Source organism: Candidatus Paceibacterota bacterium (assembly GCA_041661265.1).
GTDB lineage: Bacteria > Patescibacteriota > Minisyncoccia > JAHIHE01 > JAGLIN01 > JBAZUT01.
Genome location: JBAZUT010000002.1, coordinates 171004 through 191804, shown reverse-complemented (window position 1 = coordinate 191804; position 20801 = coordinate 171004). Strand labels below are relative to the sequence as shown.

General features: G+C 45.9%; 11 protein-coding genes and 3 tRNA genes. 11 read left to right on the top strand and 3 right to left on the bottom strand.

The window, feature by feature from the left end; translation table 11 throughout:
• Positions 1-7 precede the first annotated feature (7 nt).
• From WC788_02470 to WC788_02420, 11 genes are all read left to right on the top strand, one after another.
• Positions 8-3502, top strand: coding sequence for a DUF2341 domain-containing protein (locus tag WC788_02470; GenBank protein MFA6096469.1), 3495 nt, complete (start codon positions 8-10; stop codon positions 3500-3502).
• A gap of 19 nt (positions 3503-3521) precedes the next feature.
• A complete protein-coding gene (locus tag WC788_02465; GenBank protein ID MFA6096468.1) occupies positions 3522-3839 on the top strand; it encodes a hypothetical protein in 318 nt (105 codons plus the stop codon).
• Positions 3840-3867: 28 nt separating this feature from the next.
• Complete coding sequence (locus WC788_02460; GenBank protein MFA6096467.1) at positions 3868-6465, top strand: hypothetical protein; 2598 nt, start codon at positions 3868-3870, stop codon at positions 6463-6465.
• Positions 6466-6536: 71 nt separating this feature from the next.
• Positions 6537-7784, top strand: coding sequence for a hypothetical protein (locus tag WC788_02455; protein ID MFA6096466.1), 1248 nt, complete (start codon positions 6537-6539; stop codon positions 7782-7784).
• A gap of 55 nt (positions 7785-7839) precedes the next feature.
• Positions 7840-9048, top strand: coding sequence for a type II secretion system F family protein (locus WC788_02450; protein ID MFA6096465.1), 1209 nt, complete (start codon positions 7840-7842; stop codon positions 9046-9048).
• A 10-nt stretch (positions 9049-9058) separates the two neighbouring features.
• Entirely contained in the window at positions 9059-9640 is a 582-nt protein-coding gene (locus WC788_02445; GenBank protein MFA6096464.1) for a type II secretion system protein, read from the top strand.
• Positions 9641-9644: 4 nt separating this feature from the next.
• Positions 9645-10196, top strand: coding sequence for a hypothetical protein (locus WC788_02440; GenBank protein ID MFA6096463.1), 552 nt, complete (start codon positions 9645-9647; stop codon positions 10194-10196).
• Positions 10183-10764 carry a type II secretion system protein gene (locus WC788_02435; protein MFA6096462.1) on the top strand — a complete coding sequence of 194 codons (582 nt, stop codon included), beginning with the start codon at positions 10183-10185 and terminating at the stop codon, positions 10762-10764. The genes WC788_02440 and WC788_02435 overlap by 14 nt, the downstream gene beginning before the upstream one ends.
• A 54-nt stretch (positions 10765-10818) precedes the next feature.
• Positions 10819-11235, top strand: coding sequence for a hypothetical protein (locus WC788_02430; GenBank protein ID MFA6096461.1), 417 nt, complete (start codon positions 10819-10821; stop codon positions 11233-11235).
• A 41-nt stretch (positions 11236-11276) separates the two neighbouring features.
• Positions 11277-11777: a hypothetical protein gene (locus WC788_02425; protein MFA6096460.1), complete on the top strand. Its 501-nt coding sequence runs from the start codon at positions 11277-11279 to the stop codon at positions 11775-11777.
• Positions 11778-11795: 18 nt separating this feature from the next.
• The gene (locus WC788_02420) at positions 11796-19748 is read left to right on the top strand and encodes a LamG-like jellyroll fold domain-containing protein (GenBank protein MFA6096459.1); all 7953 of its coding nucleotides are present in this window, start codon (positions 11796-11798) and stop codon (positions 19746-19748) included.
• A 393-nt stretch (positions 19749-20141) separates the two neighbouring features.
• On the opposite strand, the gene WC788_02415 is transcribed toward WC788_02420, so the two are convergent.
• The 3 genes from WC788_02415 to WC788_02405 form a co-directional block, all read right to left on the bottom strand.
• Positions 20142-20215: transfer RNA gene (locus tag WC788_02415), tRNA-Asp, on the bottom strand.
• A gap of 294 nt (positions 20216-20509) precedes the next feature.
• A tRNA-Met gene (locus tag WC788_02410) sits at positions 20510-20583 on the bottom strand.
• A gap of 103 nt (positions 20584-20686) precedes the next feature.
• Positions 20687-20758 (bottom strand) — tRNA-Met (locus WC788_02405).
• Positions 20759-20801: the final 43 nt, after the last annotated feature.

Genomic DNA, 20801 nt, shown 5'->3' with positions numbered 1-20801 from the left:
ATTATCCATGCCAGTAGGTTTGGCATTAAAAAATAAAAAATATATTCCGGCAATAATTATTGTTGCTGCTGTTTTATTGTGTTTTGAATATGTCTATTATGCAGGTGCCGCATCTGCTCCCGCTCAAGTAGCCGGTTTGAATGCTACTTCCGGCAATACTCAAATATCTTTATCTTGGACCGCGCCGGACAATGGCGGTTCTGCGATCACAAATTACAGAGTTTATCGTAGCAGCCCGACTAATGGTTCATATTCATTGCTTGCTTTGGGAGGCTGTTCAAGTCTTGGAAATACAACAATCTGCACTGACTCTGGTCTTGCCAATGGCACTGCATATTTTTACAAAGTGTCAGCCGTTAATTTGATTGGCGAAGGTCCACAGTCTGATGAGGCAAGTGCTATTCCGGTTGGCCTGGGTTGTCTTAAGACCGGAGGAGGATCATGGCTTGATTCTAATTGGACAAAGAGGAAACCGATAATCATTTCCGAGAATTCAGGATCGAATCTTGTTGATCATCAGATAAAAGTGACAATTGCATATGATGCAGATATGCAATCGGATTTTGACGATATCAGATTTACATCTTCGGATGGATCGACCCCGATCTATTACTGGCTTGAAAGCAAAACTGATTCTTCAACAGCCGATTTTTGGGTAAAGGTTCCAAACGTACCTGCTTTTGCAACCGATACGATATATATGTACTATGGAAATGCGGCTGCATCAAGCGTCGGCAGTTATGACAACACTTTCACAAAAGACTACGCGGAGTCCGGACTTGTGGGACTTTGGCATATGGATGAAGCGGCAGGTGCGACAGTTTCGGACAGTTCGGGTAGTGGAAACGGCGGAACAATGGGCGGTGCACCCGACAATCCTATCCGGACTTCCTCGGATGGAGGTCAATGGGACAGCCGTAATCTGCAGTTTTCTGCCGGAAATTCACTCAGCTTTGACGGAACAAATGATTATGTATCCATTTCGCCAGACAACGTCTTTGATGGACTGACCTCCGGAACTTTTATGGCGTGGGTCAAGGCCAATGCCGGAGCATCTGGTTTTGACTCGATATTTACAGCGGATTCGGGAAATTGCACGTATCCGTTTGAAATAGCCATGACTACTGTTGCTGGCACGACTTATTTTGAGGTTTGGGGAAGCGCTAATGGCGATTGTAATGCGGAATTTGACGGTTATGTCCAGGTATCTAATCCGACCAATTGGCATCTTGTTGCATATGTCGTTTCCGGCTCAGGAAATGAGTTCTATCTTGATGGCGTAAAGCAGGCTGTTGTTAATTATGACGCGGGAAACGCAGCCAGCAAATTCTTTTTCAATAATTCATCTTCCGGAACGACCCAATATTATATAGGAAATAGTGCTGTGTTCGGCTCTGAGCACCCGGGGGAGGTGTTTGATGGCGAGATGGATGAAGTTCGCCTCTATGACCGTGCGCTTTCCGCAGGTGAAATTAGCAGATACTATCTCAGAAGCAAATATGCCTCGCCTGAACCGGGAGTCTGTATCGGAGCGGAAGAAATTTCAGCTGACATTCCCTCCATTCTCAATATAACATCGCCAAACGGCGATTCAGTGGCACAGGGAGATGTTTTTGGGATCAATTATTCTTTAATTGATCCGGATGATATAGCTACCGCAGCTTTGTATTATGATAACGATATGAATAATGCAAATGGTTACGTGGGCGCAATCGCACTCTGTGGATCTGTTCCGGAGAGCGCAGGGGCAATATGTAACTGGAATACGGCTGGCATTGTTCCCGGAAATTACTATGTTTATGGCGTGGCTTCCGACGGAGTAAGCGACTATTCAGGCATGATCACTATAGGAACATTTTTCAACTATGAAATATCGGATATGTCGGACATGGTTCTGACGACGGGAGCGTCAGCAACAAGGGGTGCCGTTATTAATTTGGTCCAGGCGCCGGCGCAAGACGTCCTTCTTTCCTATAGTATAAGCCCTTCCGAGCCTCTGATCGGCATAAGCTGGTCGGTAGGCAATGTTTGCCAGCCGGACTGCACCCGCACGTTTGATATAGATATCGATCCGAGCACTCCGACAGGCGATTATATCATAAAAATAACCGGCCAAAGTGCGGGACTTGCCAACAAAGAGAAAACTTTTAAATTGACAGTAATTCCGGCGGCAGAATATTCGAATCTTTATGGGTTTGGCTGGAGTGATACGATCGGATGGATAAGTTTCAGCAGCAAGGATTGCGATACTGACGGCGATGGAACTTTTGAAGGAGCTTTGGAGGACGGAGGCGCCGCTCCGGCGAATTGTCCTTCTTTGGGAACCGCTTTCCCTTATGGAGCGAGAATTAGCACAAGCACTAATGATCTTTCGGGTTATGCCTGGGGAGAGAATTTCGGCTGGGTCAGTTTCAACTGGCCGGATATCAAAGATGTTGTTACTCCGCCATTCATTCTGACCGAATGTCCAAACGGGGGCAATTGTCAGGCACGCTTGGACGGAAATGAATTTAAAGGCTGGGCCAGAGCTTGCAGCGTTTTTGCAAATAATTGTACAGGACCACTTCGTCCGCCCGAGGAAAGAGGAGGGTGGGACGGATGGATCTCCTTGAATTGCATCAATGATGCCAGCTGCGGCACTTCAAACTATAAAGTTGTGCTGGCGGGAAGCGATCTTTCGGGATGGGGTTGGTCGGGACTTGTCGGAGGCTGGATAAGCTTTGATGGCGTAAAGATCAGGATAGGCGACAATAAACCGGCTTTATGGATATTCGGCCAGATGGGCATTGATTATTGCAAGAAAGATCTGCCCGGAGCGGTGTCGCTGAGGTGGGAGTATAACGATGCCGAAGACGGCTATGGAATGCAGTCGGCCTATGAGATCGAACTTACGAAATACGATAGCATCGGAAATTTTGTCGCTGAATGCAAACCCGGCAAGAAGAATGATAATGCCACCAATCTTTTGGGAACCGAAATAAATTCAGTGGCATTGTGCGGCGCGAATTTTATAGATTACGGAGGATTCACATATATTTGGAAACTTAGGGTTTACGACAGCGACAATAATATAAACGAAGGAGATTTTATGATCGGAGATCCGTTTCCCGACAGTGTGGATGAACTTGGAAGTCCGAATCCTTCTCCCGATCATCAATATCCCAGGGCGGAATTCACATATGCTCCTGCCGGCAACATACTCCTGTTCATGCCTATAGTTTTTGATCCCTCATTGTCCTGGTCGGATGATCCGCCATATACGATCGACAGATATCAGTGGTTCTTTGATTATGCAACGAACCCTGTGACGCCCGATGCCGAGGCGATAACTCCTCCTCCCGGATACACGGAAACATACTCATATCCGACGCCGAATGTTTATCGAGTTGATCTTAGAGTGAGAGACTCCGGCGGGATAGAGTGCTGGGCGCATGACAGGGACAAGCAAAAAGACGTAAATATCATGAGTAATAAGCCAAAATGGAACGAGGCGGCCCCTTAGTCATTATAAATATAAAAAAATGCAGGTTAAATACGATAAAAAATTGATCTATGCGGTGTTTGCCGTTTTTCTGGTGTTCATTGTTGCTGTATGCTATGTTTTGCTGAACGTAAAACCCGAGACGCCCGAACAGCCGGATCAGCCTAAAAGAACTATGCGGGATGTGTATGACAGCTATGGACCATCTGACGATGAATCATTAAAAAAGAAACCGGAGATCGTTCCGTCTAAAGAAGTGCTGGAGGCATATGGTCCTGATGGCGCGGTCGCACCGGACCCCAAAAATGAAGTAGTGATCCCGAAGGAAATACTTGATTCCTATGGAACCAATAGATAGTCCATTATAATAATTTTAAATAAACACTATGCCAATCGTGAAAAAAAATTTTGAAAAAACAAGAATAGCTTCCGTTCTTCTTAGCGTTGCCATATGCATTATGGCGTTTGGCTATACGGTCATCGCCTGGTCTCCCGCTCCCGCCGATCCTCCCGATTGTCCGGCTGGATATCCCGGATGCGATGCTCCGCTTAATGTAGGCAATGCCGGACAGACCAAGGGAGGAGGGCTCATCTTGAACACGGCAGGCTGGCCGAACGGGCTTTCCGTTGCTGCCGGCAATGTGGGGATCGGAACGCTGACACCGGACTCAAAACTGGACGTGATCGGTGATGCGGCTGTGGATGGCGGAGCGGCAACAATCAGCACTGGCGGATATACGGACACCGTGACGATATCAGGCGACAATTTCAACAACATGGTCCCGGGTGTCAGTCAATTGATTTTCCACTTCGGCGGAGCGACTCCCTATGATGATGTTCGTACGGTGACATCTTTGATAGGTGTTCCTCCTGTTACTCAAGTTAGGATAGACCAGAAAGCGAATTGGAATGGAAATTTTAAATATATCATACATCCTAATGGCATAAAGACCACAGGTGCATTGACTACGAGCGGCTCGGTCAGTTTCTTAAGCGATTATGAAGGCATAGGAGGCATATATATTCCCAATATGGATATGCTTCTCGGAGGCGGGACTGATGGAATATTCAAATTCAGGCAAGAAGATATCGCTACCAAGCCCAGCAGCATGTTTATTTTCGGAAATCACAAGGAGAATGTAGGCACACCAAATACCATGGTCATAGACACAAGAAACGCCAGAGTCGGAATTGGGACGCTAGCTCCAGGATCCAAGCTCGAAGTTTCAGATGGTGGTGCTGCGCAAAACACAACCGACAGGATGCTTTCTGTTCATGGAAATGCCACGGGTCCGACTATGCACACGGCTGCATTCTATAATAATAAAGCCAATGGCGTAGGATCTTTCGGATACGGATTAACATTGGGAGCAAAGAACGATGATTCATTCGGCAGTATTCAGTCTGGACAGTTTGATAATAGCGGCGCCCTGAGCGGGCCGGGTCTTAATTTGATCCTTAACCCCGACTTCGGCAATGTCGGAATCGGCGCGCCTGATCCGAGCCAGAAACTCGATGTGAATGGTGCTATAAAAATGAGACCATCCGCTGTGCCCGCTGCACCTTCAAACGGGACGATGTATTATGACTCAACGTCTAATAAATTTCAGTGCTACCAAAATGGGACTTGGACGGATTGCATTAGCGGCGGTGCAGGCGGACAGTGGACTCTTAGCGGAACGGACATGTATAACAGCAATTCGGGGAGCGTGGGTATAGGGACTTTATTTCCAGCTTCGGCTCCAAAAGAAAAGCTCACGATCGGCGGAGGAGATGTTGCGCATTATGAAATAAACAGTGCAGTTGGAACGTCCGGACCGGATTATGATATTTATCGGGCAAGAGAAGGAGCGGGCCCGGGAATTCCGGCTACAGTTCAAAATGGAGATTATATTGGAGGTATTCGATTCAAGGCATATGACGGCGACGAATGGCCAAATTCCGGCGGCCGGGCAAGCGCATCAATACAAGCTCAGATTGATGGCGCGACCGGGAACAATGATGTGCCGGGCAGATTGATGTTTTCAACCACACTTGACGGAACAGATGCGCCTGTTGAGCGGATGACCATAAAAAATAACGGCAATGTCGGCATCGGGACAATGGATCCCAAATCAACTCTTGAAGTCAATGGAAGTTTGAAAATCAGCGGAACGACGGAAGGCGCTGAAACACCGCCGAATTATGCCGGACTCTCTATGCCCAGTGCTGATGTGATCGTGGGAGGGGGGGTGGATTCCGTTTTTGCTTTCAGACACATTGATGTGGCAGGAAAAAACAATCTCATGATTTTCGGCAATCAAAGCATCGGTGGATCTACGGACGGACCTTTGGCAATGACGATCGATTCCGAGTATCGCAGGATCGGAGCAGGATCTTTCACAAGTGGTGTGCGTCCGAATGCGACTTTGGATGTCAAGATGTCAAGCGCTGTCGCGACGGAAGGTCTACATATAAAAAGAGATGCGGCCATGGGTTTCGCTTACTTGAATATAGAGGATCAGGCGACTAATTCGATATTCAAAGTTCACGAGAATGGCAAGGTGGGCATAGGTACATCAAGCCCAACTGACAGGCTGCAAATTGAATCAAATTTAACCGGAGCGGATGACAGCAGCATCATGATCAAAAACACTAATAATTCGGGCGCGAAGACTAGGATCAGATTCAGTACTGATGCCGGAGAATTTCTGATCGCCAGAACGTCCGCGGATTATCCAATTTGGCCCGGATCGGGTGGCGATGTTGTCTTTAACATGAGCCCTGCAGTAGCCGGGCCTTCGAGCGATAAGTATAGATTTATTACTACAGATAGCGGCGGCGTCAATGGTGACAGAATGCTGATAACGGCAGACGGGGATGTTTCGATCAGCACATTGGGCAAGGGGTTAATAATGAGATCTCCGGATGGAGCTTGCCACAGACTCACAGTAAGCAACGCCGGAGCCTTGAGCACAGTCGCAGCTGTTTGTCCGGAAGATTAAAAGCTTTGCCGCTCAAATTTAGTTTTGAAAGAACGCCGTACGCTTTCGAGAACGCCATGCGGCCTAACGTTATGAATATCGAATTCCACAAAATAAAAATAATACCATCGGTTCTTTCCGTAATCTGTTTTTTTGTACCGTTTTTTTTCGCATATGCAACTGCCGGAAACGATATCACGATCAATGAACTGAAACTTGAGTCAGCGGAATATAAAAATAGCGATATCGTCAGGGGGAATTTTTTGATCCAGAACAATTCTGAAGGAGGTTCCGATCTGAGCTATGAAATTACCTTGATCCAAGACGGAAAGATTTTTGATCGGGTTACGTTTCAAGTCAAGGAGCAGGTCCAGCCGGAAAAAAACATAATTCAAGAGATCGAATACGGATTGCCGGTCAATATCAGGACTGGAGAATATGTCCTGAAGATCCAGTTATATTCGGAAGACGGATTCGCTTTGAATTGGGAGGAAAAAGAGATATCAATAGAAGGGAACAATTTTTTTGTAAACGTGACTAATAGCTATATCCTGAAGGACGGAGAGGCGCTGGATGTAAAAGAGATCCCAGAATATTATCCGGAAGATGTTCCCGAGATCGAAGCGGATGTTTATAATCCCAATGATATCAGCGTAGTTTTGGTTCCAAGAATAACTTTGTGGAGGATTGATCCTTCCAAGACGGAGTCGGATCAATTTTTTGGAAGCGAGGTTGAATTGCTTTCCAGGAAGAACGATAAGTTCAGGGTTGATATGCCGAAGCTCGGCCAGCAAGGTGTTTATGCCGCCGAAATGGAGTTTCTTTATCAAGGAGAAAACATATCCAGCATAGAAAGTTTCAGCTGGAAGATTATAAACAAGGATGCGAAGATATCGAACATAGAAACGAAGGACGGATTGTATTATCCCGGAAAGGAAAATAAACTGATTATCGGAATCGAAGGGTCTGTTCCTGCGGGGGAGACGAGGAATGCGCAGCTGACCATCGAACTGAAAGACAGAACTTTTCAAACGCTGGAAACGCAAAGCCGGCCGATCGAGATAAGAAGCGGCAATTTCGAGGTTGAGGTCGTTTCGAGCGTTCCTGTGGACGATAACTCGCTGAACGTAAGAGCTGTTATTAAAGCTGATGATAAAATAATCGATGCGTATGAGGGGAAGCTTGCCGTGAAGATCGAGAGAAAGATCATTGGCGAAAAGGAGAGTAAATTGGCGGGCATGATAGCTGCGATTTTTGTTATATTCATTGTCATAGCATATATTGTGGCGAAAAATTTCAATAAGATCAGGGATGCAGCGGTGAAAAAGTTGAACAATTGACGTAAATTTATTATAATATAGTATATAGCGCTTAAAGCGGAATAATCATATAAATATGAAATTTCAATTCAAGGCGATCACGATCAGCGGGAACCAGCAGGAGGGGAAGATCGAGGCCACCACCCAGGAAAAAGCCATTGAGATCCTGCAGAGGCATAAGCTCGTTATTGTTTCGATAAAGCCTGTCAGGGAATACCTTTCGCTCGGGAAAATGTTCTCGTTCCTTCATAAGGTCAAAAGAGAGAAAATAATCATGTTCTCGAAAGAGCTGGCTGTTATGCTTGAATCCGGCATACCTCTCGTCGAAGCGCTCAGAATACTCTATGGGCAGGAGGAGAATGAATATTTCAAAGAGCAGATATACAGCATAGCGAGCAAAGTGGATGACGGCATGCCTTTTTCATCGGCGCTTGCGGAGTCTCCGAATCTTTTTTCGGATTTTTATATCAATATCGTCAGGGCGGGCGAAGCTTCGGGAAAATTGCAGGAAACATTCGTGCACCTTTCGACATATATGGACAAGCAAAGCTATTTGAACGCAAAACTAAAGAATGCAATGATATATCCCGTTGTTGTGATCGCGGGATTCGGAGTTGTCGGTGTCGGCGTAATGGTGTTTGTAATGCCTCAATTGGTTTCAGTGTTCGACAAAGCCGGACAGGAGCTTCCGTTCACAACGAAGGCTCTGATCAGCTTGTCGAAGTTCTTCCAGGACTATCTTGTTGTGATCATTGTCCTTTCCATTAGTTTTGCTTATCTTTTGAAGAGCTATATATCCACGCCCAATGGAAAAAAAATATTTGATGCCATGATCTTGAAAATTCCCAAAATAAAAACCATATTGCAAAAAGTCTATGTTTCAAGATTTGCGGGAAATCTGTCCATGCTTATCGCAAGCGGAATACCCATAACTGATGCGCTCAAGATCACCGGAAATATCGTGGGGAATAATGTATACAAGGAATTGATCTTCAGCAGTATCGATGAGGTTAAGATCGGCGGGTCAGTATCTTATGTTTTTGAAAGAAGCGATAATTTCCCCGTTGTGGTTTCGAAAATGATGAGGATCGGAGAAAAGTCCGGGCAGTTCGGCAAGATACTTCAGGATATATCTTCTTTCTATGAGAAAGAAATCGATCTTGCGATCGAAGGCATAATGGCGCTTATCGAACCGGTTTTGATATTTGTTCTTGGGATCGGCGTGCTGATATTCATATTGTCGATCTTGCAGCCGATCTATGGAATGACCAGCACATTAAGTTGAAACAAAAAATATGTCAGATCCGAAATTAAACAAAAAAGAGTTTACCCTGAGGAATTCGAATGGTTTTACGTTGCTGGAGATGATGCTTGTTATCGTCATAATTTCGATAATGTCGGTTGTGGTCATGAATAACTATAATTCCCAGAAAAAAACCAAGGAGATGCAGTTCGCGATCCAAAAGATTTCGGATGACATAAGAAGAGTTCAAAATTATTCGATAAATATAAAGAAATTCGAGGATTATGACATATCCGGCGGATACGGGATCCATTTCGAAAGGGATGGCGCCGGCTATATCATATTTCTTAATTCTCCATCAGTATTGAACAAGGCTTATGTTTCCGGCGAAGACCAGATCGTCGAAACAATAGTTCTTTCTCCAAGTGTTACGATCGAAACTCTGAACGGTGTCTCTGATCTTCCGAATGCGGATATTCTGTTTGGGCCGCCTTACGGGAAGGTGAATATGACATTTAATGGAACACTGCAGGGCAGCGGGGCAACCCTGGAGGTCAAAATATTGAGAAGTCCCGAAGGCTGTCCGACGTTCTGCAGGACCGTTACGGTTAATTCTCAGGGCCAGATAAAATAAATCAATGATCGGAAAAATAATAAAAAACAAAAAAGGATTCGGATTGCTGGAGATCGCGGTAAGCATTTCGGTGATCATGATCAGTGTCATACCAATCGTGAACATACTTACGTCATCACTGAGAGACGAAATAGATATTGAAGCAAGGCTTAATGCTGTTTATCTTGCACAGGATGGGATGGAAATAATGAGAAAGATAAGGGACGATGACGCTAACTTTCCGCTCACAGATGCGCTCTTGGAGGGAGACAAGGTCATTGTGGTGATAAATTCCAGTAACTATGGGCAGTGCAAGAATGCAAAGATAACGGACGGGTTTGAGTTGAAGGATAAAACCGCGCAAAGCATGCAGGTATTGACCAAAGAAATCAATGGATATATTCAGTGTGAATATGATACGGAAATTACGTCGTCCGGCGAATGGCATAATTCGGGTTTTCAGCGGTATGTTAATATAAGCTATCCTGCTGTAGGCGTCATGAAGGCAACGGTAAAAGTGGAACGAGGCGGAAAAGAACTGTATTCATTGACGTCATATCTTAATGATCTCAGATAAATTAACCCAGATGCATGAACTTGACCAAAAAGGAATGACGCTTCTTGAAACCATGGTGGCACTCGGGCTGTTTTCGCTTGTCATAGTTTTTACGATGGGGCTTTTCATAAGCGGAATAAAGTCTCAGGCGCGCGCAAGCGAGATGAATCTGGTCAATAATGAAGCAAGTTTTCTTTTGGAAAGAATGGGCCGGGAGATCAGGATGGCGAATAAGATCGATGATATGCGAATAAGGAATTACGATGACAGCGGAACTCCGAATCCTGGGCCAAGGATAAATTTCACCAATCACGAAAGCAAGAGTGCGGTCTATTGCCAGGCGGATTCGTCCGGGGTTTGCGCGAGCGGTGCGAGCGCTGTCGCTGTTTCGGTGGGTTATGACGGGAGTTTTGTCCCAATAAGCTCTCCGAATATAAAAGTGACCAATTTGCATTTTTATTCAAATGGCGATCTGGTTGCATCTCCGGCGGAACAGCCGATCATTACCATTCTGCTTGAACTGGAAAGTTCGAGGGATCCCAGCGTCACGATTAAATTGCAGACATCCGTTGTTCCTAGGGTTTATTAATGATCATAAAGAGCTAAGATTTTCAAAAACAAAATGCCAACCAAAAAGATAAATTTGAATAGAAAGGGACAAGTGGCTTTGTTCGTGGCTGTTTCCATTAGCGCTTTTTTGCTTTATTTAGGCCTATATACAATGAACAGGGGAGTGGGGGAAAGGAGGGCATTGATAGATGCGCAAAATTCCGTTGAGTCATTTTATCTGGCGGACACCGGCGTCGAAAGATTTCTTTATGAACTTAAGCTTCAGATCAGCAGTCCCCTAACCGCCACTTATGGAGCATATCAGAGCATGGATTATCTTGCCAAATGCATAAATGATAATGATTGTACTGATGCGGACACTCCGCCTAACAATGAAGTGGTAACCGTCGGGGATGGCTCTTATAGGATCGTTGTGATAGGAAACGTGATAAAGGTCAGAGGAAGCTATCGCAATGTGAACAGGGCGATCGAACTGAGTTATTCTCCATAAAAAAATTTCGGACCGTTAAAAAAATAAAATAATATAAAAATATGGATTCAACAGAAAATGCGGCAACTCCGCCCATTGTCCCGAAGAACATTTTGATCATCGTATTGATGGTTTTGGTTGTGGCGGTCGCAATAGGTTTGGGATTGCGTCAAAAAGAGGGCGGAACAACCGAGGAACCGGTAGTTGAAAGATCGGACATAAAGCCGATACCGGAGCAGGAAAGGATTATCGTTCCGAAAATTATCTATAATCTTTCCGGTAAAATAACGAAAATCGACGGCAATACGATTGTTTTCAATGCCGAGATGTACAATGTCGATGAAGAGGGTGTGCGTACGGTCCGCGAGGAAGAAAGAAAGGCGATCGTGAATCCTCAAACCAAGGTGAGCAGTCTGACTTTTGTCAATCGCACTCCCGTAGAAAAAAATATACGGCTTAGCGATTTGAAACCGGGGGATTATATCGAGGCTATTTCCAGTTCCGATATAAGCAAAGCGGACGATTTTTTGGCAGCTAAAATAGTAGTAAAATCTTCTTTATAATATTTTCGAAAGAACCATATGATAAAAATGCATTTGATATATGATTTCACAAAGTTAAGAATCTTGTTTATAGGTCTGATCGGTTTTATGCTGTTTTTTATTTTCGTCCCGACATCCTTTGCTTCGACAATCACCCAGAATGAACCTCTCCAAGATTGTCTTGATGCGAAAAGAGTGGTGGATCTTTCATGGTCATCGGATATTCCCGGAAATCCGACGTACTATGTTATGAGAAAACTGTCCAGCGAGATCAATTATTCGGAGATCGGAAATACAGAAGCCTTGTCCTACACTGACAATTCCGCTTTAAGCGATAAAAGCTATCATTACAAAATAAAAGCTGTTAAATCCGGAGATATCTTTTCCAACGAAAAGACATCGGGAGCCAATTATTGTGCAGCTGTTTTTTCCGAGATGGATGCAGAGTGCAAGGCCAATGGTCCGCACAATAGTCTGACCTGGAGCACTGCAACGGGGAATATCCTGAAATATGAGATCCTGAGGAAGAATGACACACTCGAAGAAGCGGAGTTCGTGAAGATTGGCGAGACAACGGACCATGTTTATGACGACGGTCCGAATATCATCGGAACCAATTCATATTCATATTCCGTGCGGGCGAATTGGCAGGATGGAACGAAAAAAAATTCGGCAAGCGTTTCGATCGAGGCAAGGGCTTGTCCTGTAATATTGAGTTCAAATACAAGCTGCAATAGCAGTGCTCCGGGAGGGCAAAAAATAAGCTTATCCTGGAACAGCCTGATGGGAGCGGCAAGATATGAAATATACCGCAAAACCCCAAGCGATCCGGATTATTCTTTGTTAATGAGCGTTGATGCCGCCACTACGACATACGATGATAGTCTTGTGGGAAGTATGCCTCTGAATTATTGGCAGAGCGGAAACATGGATTATTTCATCAAGGCGGTCTGGATAAAGGATCTTGAGGAAGTTGCAAAAAATTCACTGTCAAAACAAACAGCCAATTATTATTGTTCGCCATTTGCCAGTTCAAGCGGCATGTGCGATGCCTCCGGAAATCCCGAGATGCATGTCAGCTGGACGAAGATAATGAATTCCGATTTTTATAATTTATTCAGAAACGATACATCTTTTTTGGGGCAGTACGGCAGCGGTACGAATTCTTTCGTGGACTATTTAAGCCCCGACGATTGTCCGGGGGCGAACTGTACTCAGAATTATAAGGTTGTTGCCGGAGTCACCGGTTATCCGAATTTCACTTCCAATACGGTGAGCCAGAGCATTAATTGCGCCACGATAGTTCCACCGTCTCCCACTCCGGTCCTGAACAGTCCCGAGGTCTTCTGCGCCAGCGGGGATTCCAGGATAAGGCTCAGCTGGACGTCTTCGGAAAACGTGATCTATTATACTCTTTATAGGAATGGCACATCTCTTCTTAATCTGACAAATACGACATATATCGATTCCGGAGTCGAGGCGGGGTCCGAATATACCTACTACGTCATTGCAAACGGCAGGGAAGGGACTCAGACCGCTCCGAGCATGGCTGAGACCATTAATGCATCGAATTGTATTCCGCCAAATGCCCCCATTCTTTCTATTGCCGGATCGTGCGTGCTTGGCAATCCGAAGGTTGGTCTTTCATGGTCTTCAACAAGCAACACGATCAACTATGAAATAAAAAGAGGGTTGTCTGAGGCCGGTATGGCAACGAAAGCCACCGTGGGCAATACCACATATTCTTGGAATGACACCGACAGTCTGAATCCATCTACCGCTTATTATTATCAGGTCATTGCCAATGGCGATCCGGGTGTCGCGCGGGGATATTCCGCTGTGCAGTCCATAACAACGGATTCCTGTCTCCCAACTTTACCGGTTGTCAGTCTGCTGGATTCTTGTTCCGGCGGAAACCCGAAAGTAACTATCAGCTGGATTTCGGATGATGCAAACACCCAAAACTTTAAAGTTTTCAGAGAGGATCTGGGACTTCCAATTGCGACTGTTCCGGTCGGAGGGACATATTCGATCATCGATCCGAATCCTTTGCTTATCACAACAACTTATAAATATAAGGTTGTGGCGGCGGGTTACAATGCCGGCCAGGAGGCATCTTCCGTCTATCAGCCGGTAACGACGAGCAATTGCTCGCCTCCCGGACCCTTCATCCTGACCGATCCTCCAAGTGCAAGCTGCCAAGGCCCATATCCGAAAGTGCAATTGGATTGGACAAACAGCGCCAATGCCACTTCATATGACCTTTTGCGTTCTGTGTCTTCTCCTGCCACGATCAATGGCGTAATATCGCCCTTTGGCGATGTCGGACACGGAAATATTCTGAATTTTGACGGATCCGATGATTACGTGAATGCAGGCACTTCCGCCGATCTGGACATGACCACAAATGATTTTACGGTTGAAGTTTGGGCAAAAGCCGATGGCGGCACTTATGGCAGAGGGATAGTCAATAAGGGCGGATGGGGTTCGACCGGATATTTTATTTCAGAGGCATATTCTCCCAGTAACAGATATTCATTCGGAGTAAAAGATAGCTCCGGATATAAGGCGGTTTCACTTCCTCTTTATGAAACCTGGGGCTGGACGCATATTGTGGGAATAAAAAAAACCAATCATCTTGAGGCGTGGGTGAATGGATCCAGTGCAGGCGAATACAATGGAACGATCAATACATTGAGCAATCCGACAAAAGCCCTTGAGATCGGAAGAAGCTATAATCCGTATTATTTCAATGGTTCTGTCGGAGAAGTAAGGATCTATAGGCGCGCCCTTTCTTCAACGGAAGTGGCGGAGCACAAGAATGGAGTTTATGCCAACGAAGCGGATCTGGTCGGTTTGTGGTATTTCGATGAAGGAGGCGGGCAGATCGCATCGGATAGTTCGAACTATGGCAGAAATGCGACATTGGGAAGCGCTGCCGGAGCGGACAGCGATGATCCGGCATGGGGAAGCGGTCTTCTCTCAAAGACAAATTACAGCTGGAGGGTGGATGCATTCAGTTCCGGCGGCAGCGCCAGTTCAAATACGATATCTCCATTTTTAACGCCGGAATGTCCGCCTCAAAGATCAAATCTGGTCTTGTCTCCGCTATGCAGTTCGAACAAAGCGGTAGTGGATATTTCATGGCCGTATGCGATTGATACTTCAACTTATGAGATCTATCGGAATGGCGTTTTGGTCAGAACTGCCGCCCAAAGCATAGATCCGGATCTAAGAAAATGGACGGATGATAATGCCGGGGCGGGACTCAGCGATTCAACTAATTACACGTATTATATCAAATCAATCAGTCCGAGCAGTGCAAGCAGCCAGTCTGCCAATCGTGTTGTTACAACGGTTTATTGCGCTGTTTTGTCTGCCCCTACGGGATTAACTGCCGCTTTTTCATGCACCGGTACGCCTGCTTCGACTCCCAGGGTGTCGCTAAGCTGGAATGCCGTTCCCGGCGCGGCTTCATATGATATCTATCGCAATGGATTATTTTTGGTGAATGAAACAGTTTTGACGCATGAAGACACCACGGTCACTGTCAATACGCTTTATGACTATACGGTGAGAGCAAAGAATTCGGGAGGGGAGAGTTCTGATTCAAGCATCGCATCGATCTCGCTTGGAAAATATTGTACTCCGCAAAAGCCGGTAGTCAGTTTAGGCGCGGGTTGTTCGGGTGGAAATCCCGCCAATAATATAAGTTGGACCGGTGAAACATATCCGAACACGGCAATATATAAGATATACAGAGGAACGACAAATAATTTTGTGGATGCCGGGACTGTTTTGATCAAAACTATTGACAAGGCGACCCAACCTGCTGCCTTTGGTGCCAGAACAATTATCGACAATCCTTCAAGTCCCCGGCTGGAAGATGAGGCGACATATTACTATTGGGTCCAGTCTATCGGGCCGGCCCCAATGAATTATACGACCCTTTCCGATGCTACGAATATTGTGAATCTTTTTTGCGGACCTCCCGAGTCCACAAACACTCTGATAGGTTCATTCCAATGTTCCGGAACGCCCCCTTCGAACCCGTATGCGCATATGTCTTGGCTTTCGATCGGACATGCGACTTCTTATGACGTATATAGGAACGGGATATTTTTGACAAATGTAACAACCCTTACTCACGATGATTATACTATTGATGTCAATACTGCGTATGGATACACCGTCAGAGGCAGAAGCCCTTTCGGACAAGGGGCGGATTCAAATGTCATTTCGATCGCGGCTGGACACTATTGCACGCCGTCGGTGCCGGCTATTGATCCGATCGTAACGGTTTGCGAAAGCGATCAGTCGAAGAATACTGTCTCATGGACGGATGCAACGCCCGATAATACCAATAATTTTGAAATTTATAGAAGCACCGGCAGCGTCTCAATCTCTAATTTTGAAAGCGTAACTTTTACGCCTCCCGGATGGACGACCGGAGGAGATGCGAATTGGTTCAGGGATACGTCGGCCTCAAGCGATGGATCGGCTTCGGCCGCCAGTGGTGCAATTGGAAACAGTCAATCCGCTTTTATTGATTATGACATCACGGTCTCCAGCCCATCCGCATTAAGGTTCCATTGGAAAGTCAGTTCTGAAGATAGTTATGATTTTCTTCTTTTTTGCCTGGACAATGATGGGTGCACAAGAGCTACCGGATACAGGAACAGGATAAGCGGAACGTCCATGGCATCTTTCGCGGAAATGATCGTGCCTATCTCGGCAGGAGCGCACAGTTTTCGCTGGGTTTATGCCAAAGATGACAGTACGATCGGCGGAAGCGATAGGGCTTGGATAGATAATGTCCGGATCGTTTCAATCGATTCGGCAGCGCTATTGCAGACAGTCGGCAAAAATACTCTGACATGGACGGATAATGGGCCGCTCTTGCCGTTAACCGAATATCTCTATTGGATTAAGGCAAACGGTCCGACGGGCTTACTCTCTTTCTCTGCGGGAGCCACAGAGACCTTTTCCTGTGAGGCAATGCCGCCGGTAGCAAGTCTGAACGCATCTTTTGCATGTTCTGGCTCGAACCCCTATGCGGCTCTCGGGTGGGACAATGTTCCAAACGCCACTTCTTATAACATTTATCGAGATGGATCCTATCTGACGAGCAGAACGACAAATTCCTATGATGATATGGGTATAGCGGTCAACACTGCCTATTCCTATGTCGTCAAAGCGGAAAATGACGCAGGTGAGGGAGCAGGTTCCAATGTTGCCTTGATCGGCATCGGCAATTATTGCGTTCCTTTCACGCCGGTTATTGACCCAATTTACTCCAATTGCAGTACAAATGATCCCTATAATATGATCTCGTGGTCGGATGATTTTCCTTCCGGCACCCAAAAATATGAGATATATCGCAATACGATCGATAACATGGGTTCGGCATTGCTAGTTAAGGCTTTGGACAAAACCATTCCTTCCGATCTTGCTGAATTCAATTCCAGGGCATGGACGGACAGTTCGGCGGGACTTCAGGATCTTTGGACATATTACTATTGGATAAAAGCAATAGGGCCCACCGCCCTCACATCCTTTTCGAGCTCGAGGTCGGTGACGACATTGTTCTGCGGAGTTCCTGACGTTTCTACTCTGGCTCTCGGCAGTACTTATTGCGATCTGAACGTGCCATATGCGGATCTGTCCTGGACGGCAAGTGCTAATGCTTATTCTTATAATTTATATCGAAATAATGTCTCAGATTCTCTGCAATCCGTCTATTTTTCCGTCAGGTCGCCAATAACCGATGGCGGGTCGAGGAGCCTGCAGTTTGATGGATCGGATGATTATGCGGCAATCGCGAATGAATCAAACTTTGATTTTGAGCGAGATCGAGCATTTTCGATCACAGCTTGGCTTAAGCCGGATGCATCAAGTACCGGAATTCAGGAAGTGATCACAAAGGCGTCGGATTACAGTCCGTATAGAGGATGGCATCTGATAACGAATTACTATTTTCCAACCTCGCAGGTGAGGGCTGGAACCATATCTTTCATGATGGTCAATACTTGGTCTTCAAACGCTATCACGGTGAGCACTACATCGCCAAGCATGCTGAATGATGGCGGTTGGCACCATTACGTGATCACTTATGACGGTTCCAGTCTGGCAAGTGGCGTAAGGATATATGAAGACGGGATCTCTCTTGGTGTTACAATCGATGAAAATTCATTAAGCAATACGATATTGAGCGATGCGCCGGTAACGATCGGCGCGCGCCAGGGCGGGTCACCGCAGTGGCATGAGCTTTTTGACGGATCGATCGACGAGGTCCGCATCTACGGAAGAAGTTTAAGTGGAATAGAAATTGCGGAGCAATATAATGCTATCTATAAAAACGAACTTGGCCTGGCCGGTGTCTGGCATTTTGATGAAAAAGCGGGAGTAGCGGCATATGACAATTCCGGGAATGGTTCCGACGGAACATTGATCAATGGTCCCGAAAGACAGTCTGATTCTCCGAATATACTAAGTTCTCTTCCTCTGGAATCGAATAAAAACTATAAATATGCGGTGAAGGCGATGGGGATCGGAAATGAGAGCGCTATGTCGAATGAAGTTTCCATTATTGCGCCGGATTGTTCGCCGGTTCAGGCGAATCTGATCCTGACTCCGGGTTGTGATGTTTCGGGAACGCAGATAGCGCTTTCGTGGCTGCCGGATCCGAACACATCCTATTGGACCATATATAAAAAGCGCACCAGCGAGCCGTTTGCGGCATATACATGTATTAATTGTCCGGGGACAACTTTGACTTCATATATCGACCTGAATGTTGAAAGCAGCGCCAGCTATGATTATTATATTGAGGCGCATGGAAGCAGCAGCGTCGCATTTTCCGAAGAAAAGACAGCCATTGCCATGGAGTGCTTTGATGTTCCCGCAAAACCCGTGATCAGCAGGGATTCCGGATATGTATGCGGCGGAGCTTTGCCGGGCAATACCGATAACACCGTGTTGCCGATATGCGCGGGTTCTTCATCGCGTATGCAGATCAATTGGGCGCCCTATGACGAAAGCAAGACCTTCTCGTATAATATTTTGAGAAAGAATGTGTCGGCAGGCGAAACAAATTTCAGCAAGATCAGGGAGAATATGCCGTATCTGGCCAGAACCTATATTGACGGCAATATAAACAGTGTGGAGAATTATGTATATAAAGTGGAAGCTGTGGGCTCGGGCGTTGATAATTCGGTGGAATCGGATCCCAGCTTGCAGACAACATCTTGCGATTGTCTGAATATTCCGCCTTTTTATCCGCCATTCCTTTCTCTTGTTTCCGCAAGCTACACCTTGAGTGCGGGCGGTAATGTTGAGATCAAATGGAGCGATACGCAGAATGAAACTTCATATGAGATATTCAGAAGGCTCCAGGGTGATTCGGAGTTTGCTTATGTGGGCATGGGCGAAAAGATGGATGACCTGTTCGGCCTGTTCATCAATAAAGCGACGGCAGCCTATTCAACGCCTTTGGATTCGATGGTCTCGGGAACCGATTATGAGGATCCTCCTCCAACAGGTTTTGTTACATTCAATGATCTGACAGCCCAGGAGGATACGACCTATGAATATCAGATCAGGGCAGTGAATGCGGCAGGCACGACGAGTTCAAATATCATATCTCCCGTTTATGTTCCGATCGCTCCTCCGGGAGACTTTATGCTTGATTATGAAAATCTTCCGAATAGGGTAAGGTTGGATTGGTCTGCGGCAGAGTATTCTGTAAAAGGCGGACCGCCGGTATATACGGTCTACAGGGATGATAATTCGGATTTCAGTTCGGCAGAAGTCATATGCCTGAATGTCGCGGATTTCCCGGTTGATTCCGATAACAGGATATGCATGGATAATGATCCGCTTCCGGGATTTGCATTCTATAGAGTAAGAGCTGTGAACAACTCCCCTATATATACTGATTCCAATACAGTACCCGTTCTAAGTACCCTCAAGTGGGACGAGACAACTCCATAAGACGTTCAGAACATCCCCGCACCGTGCGGGGATGTTTTTTGATGTGTGTGAACTCTCTTTTTGAGCTTTAAACAAAAAACATACCATGATGGTATGTTTTATTGTAGAAACTAATGTTCTAAAAAGTCCCGCTTTTGCTCGGCGATTGGCGGGTATTACCGCGCCATAGCCGAGCTTCAGCGAGGCGAAGGCGGGGACGGCCGGGCATCTCACTGCTCGTCCCGAATCCTCGGGACTGCGATTCATAGGGCTTCCGCCCTCTGGTCCTCTCCGCCGGTTGGCGGATCGGTCACCCCAAGCGGGAAACTACCGTTTCCCGACCCCTTCCCGTTCGAGTTCGAGCATCATAAAACACACCCCTAAGGTATGTTTATTCAAAATATCTATTTTTTGCGGGGACGGCCGGGCTCGAACCGGTGACCTACTGCGTGACAGGCAGTCGCTCTAACCAACTGAGCTACGCCCCCGTATATAAATTTCAAATATCTCTTTCTCAAAGGGCCTGCTGCGGGACAGTCCGCCAACCGGCGGATCTAACCAACTGAGCTACGCCCCCGTATAAACGTATAACTTATAACAAATAACTTATAACACAAAATATTAATAAAAGCAATATACTATAGCAAGACCTTGAATTTTCAATTTCTAATTTTCAATTTTCATTAAATTTTAAATTAATTAATTTCTAATTTACATTAAAAATTTTGTCATTAAAAATTCAATTAAAATTGTAAATTTAAAATTTGAAATTAATGCCTTTGTGCCAGGAGTGGGGATCGAACCCACGACCTCGGGCTTATGAGTCCCACGCTCTAGCCAACTGAGCTACCCTGGCAAATACTTAAAAATGCAAATATCAAAGATCAAAATTTTGGAGTTCGCCAAAGGCGAACACCTTAATTTTTCATTTTTGACGTTTAAATTTTACATTGCATTTGTTGCGGGGGCAGGATTCGAACCTGCGTCCTCAAGGTTATGGGCCTTGCGAGCTGCCGCTGCTCTACCCCGCGATAATATTTTCCGGCAAACATCCGATTTGCACGTAAAAAGCTG

Excerpts from the sequence above, each read along its gene's own strand:
- WC788_02445 (MFA6096464.1), top strand. The coding sequence starts at position 9,059 with ATGTCAGATCCGAAATTAAACAAAAAAGAGTTTACCCTGAGGAATTCG.
- WC788_02420 (MFA6096459.1), top strand. The coding sequence starts at position 11,796 with ATGATAAAAATGCATTTGATATATGATTTCACAAAGTTAAGAATCTTG.
- WC788_02435 (MFA6096462.1), top strand. The coding sequence starts at position 10,183 with ATGATCTCAGATAAATTAACCCAGATGCATGAACTTGACCAAAAAGGA.
- WC788_02440 (MFA6096463.1), top strand. The coding sequence starts at position 9,645 with ATGATCGGAAAAATAATAAAAAACAAAAAAGGATTCGGATTGCTGGAG.
- WC788_02450 (MFA6096465.1), top strand. The coding sequence starts at position 7,840 with ATGAAATTTCAATTCAAGGCGATCACGATCAGCGGGAACCAGCAGGAG.
- WC788_02460 (MFA6096467.1), top strand. The coding sequence starts at position 3,868 with ATGCCAATCGTGAAAAAAAATTTTGAAAAAACAAGAATAGCTTCCGTT.
- WC788_02455 (MFA6096466.1), top strand. The coding sequence starts at position 6,537 with ATGAATATCGAATTCCACAAAATAAAAATAATACCATCGGTTCTTTCC.
- WC788_02470 (MFA6096469.1), top strand. The coding sequence starts at position 8 with ATGCCAGTAGGTTTGGCATTAAAAAATAAAAAATATATTCCGGCAATA.
- WC788_02465 (MFA6096468.1), top strand. The coding sequence starts at position 3,522 with ATGCAGGTTAAATACGATAAAAAATTGATCTATGCGGTGTTTGCCGTT.
- WC788_02425 (MFA6096460.1), top strand. The coding sequence starts at position 11,277 with ATGGATTCAACAGAAAATGCGGCAACTCCGCCCATTGTCCCGAAGAAC.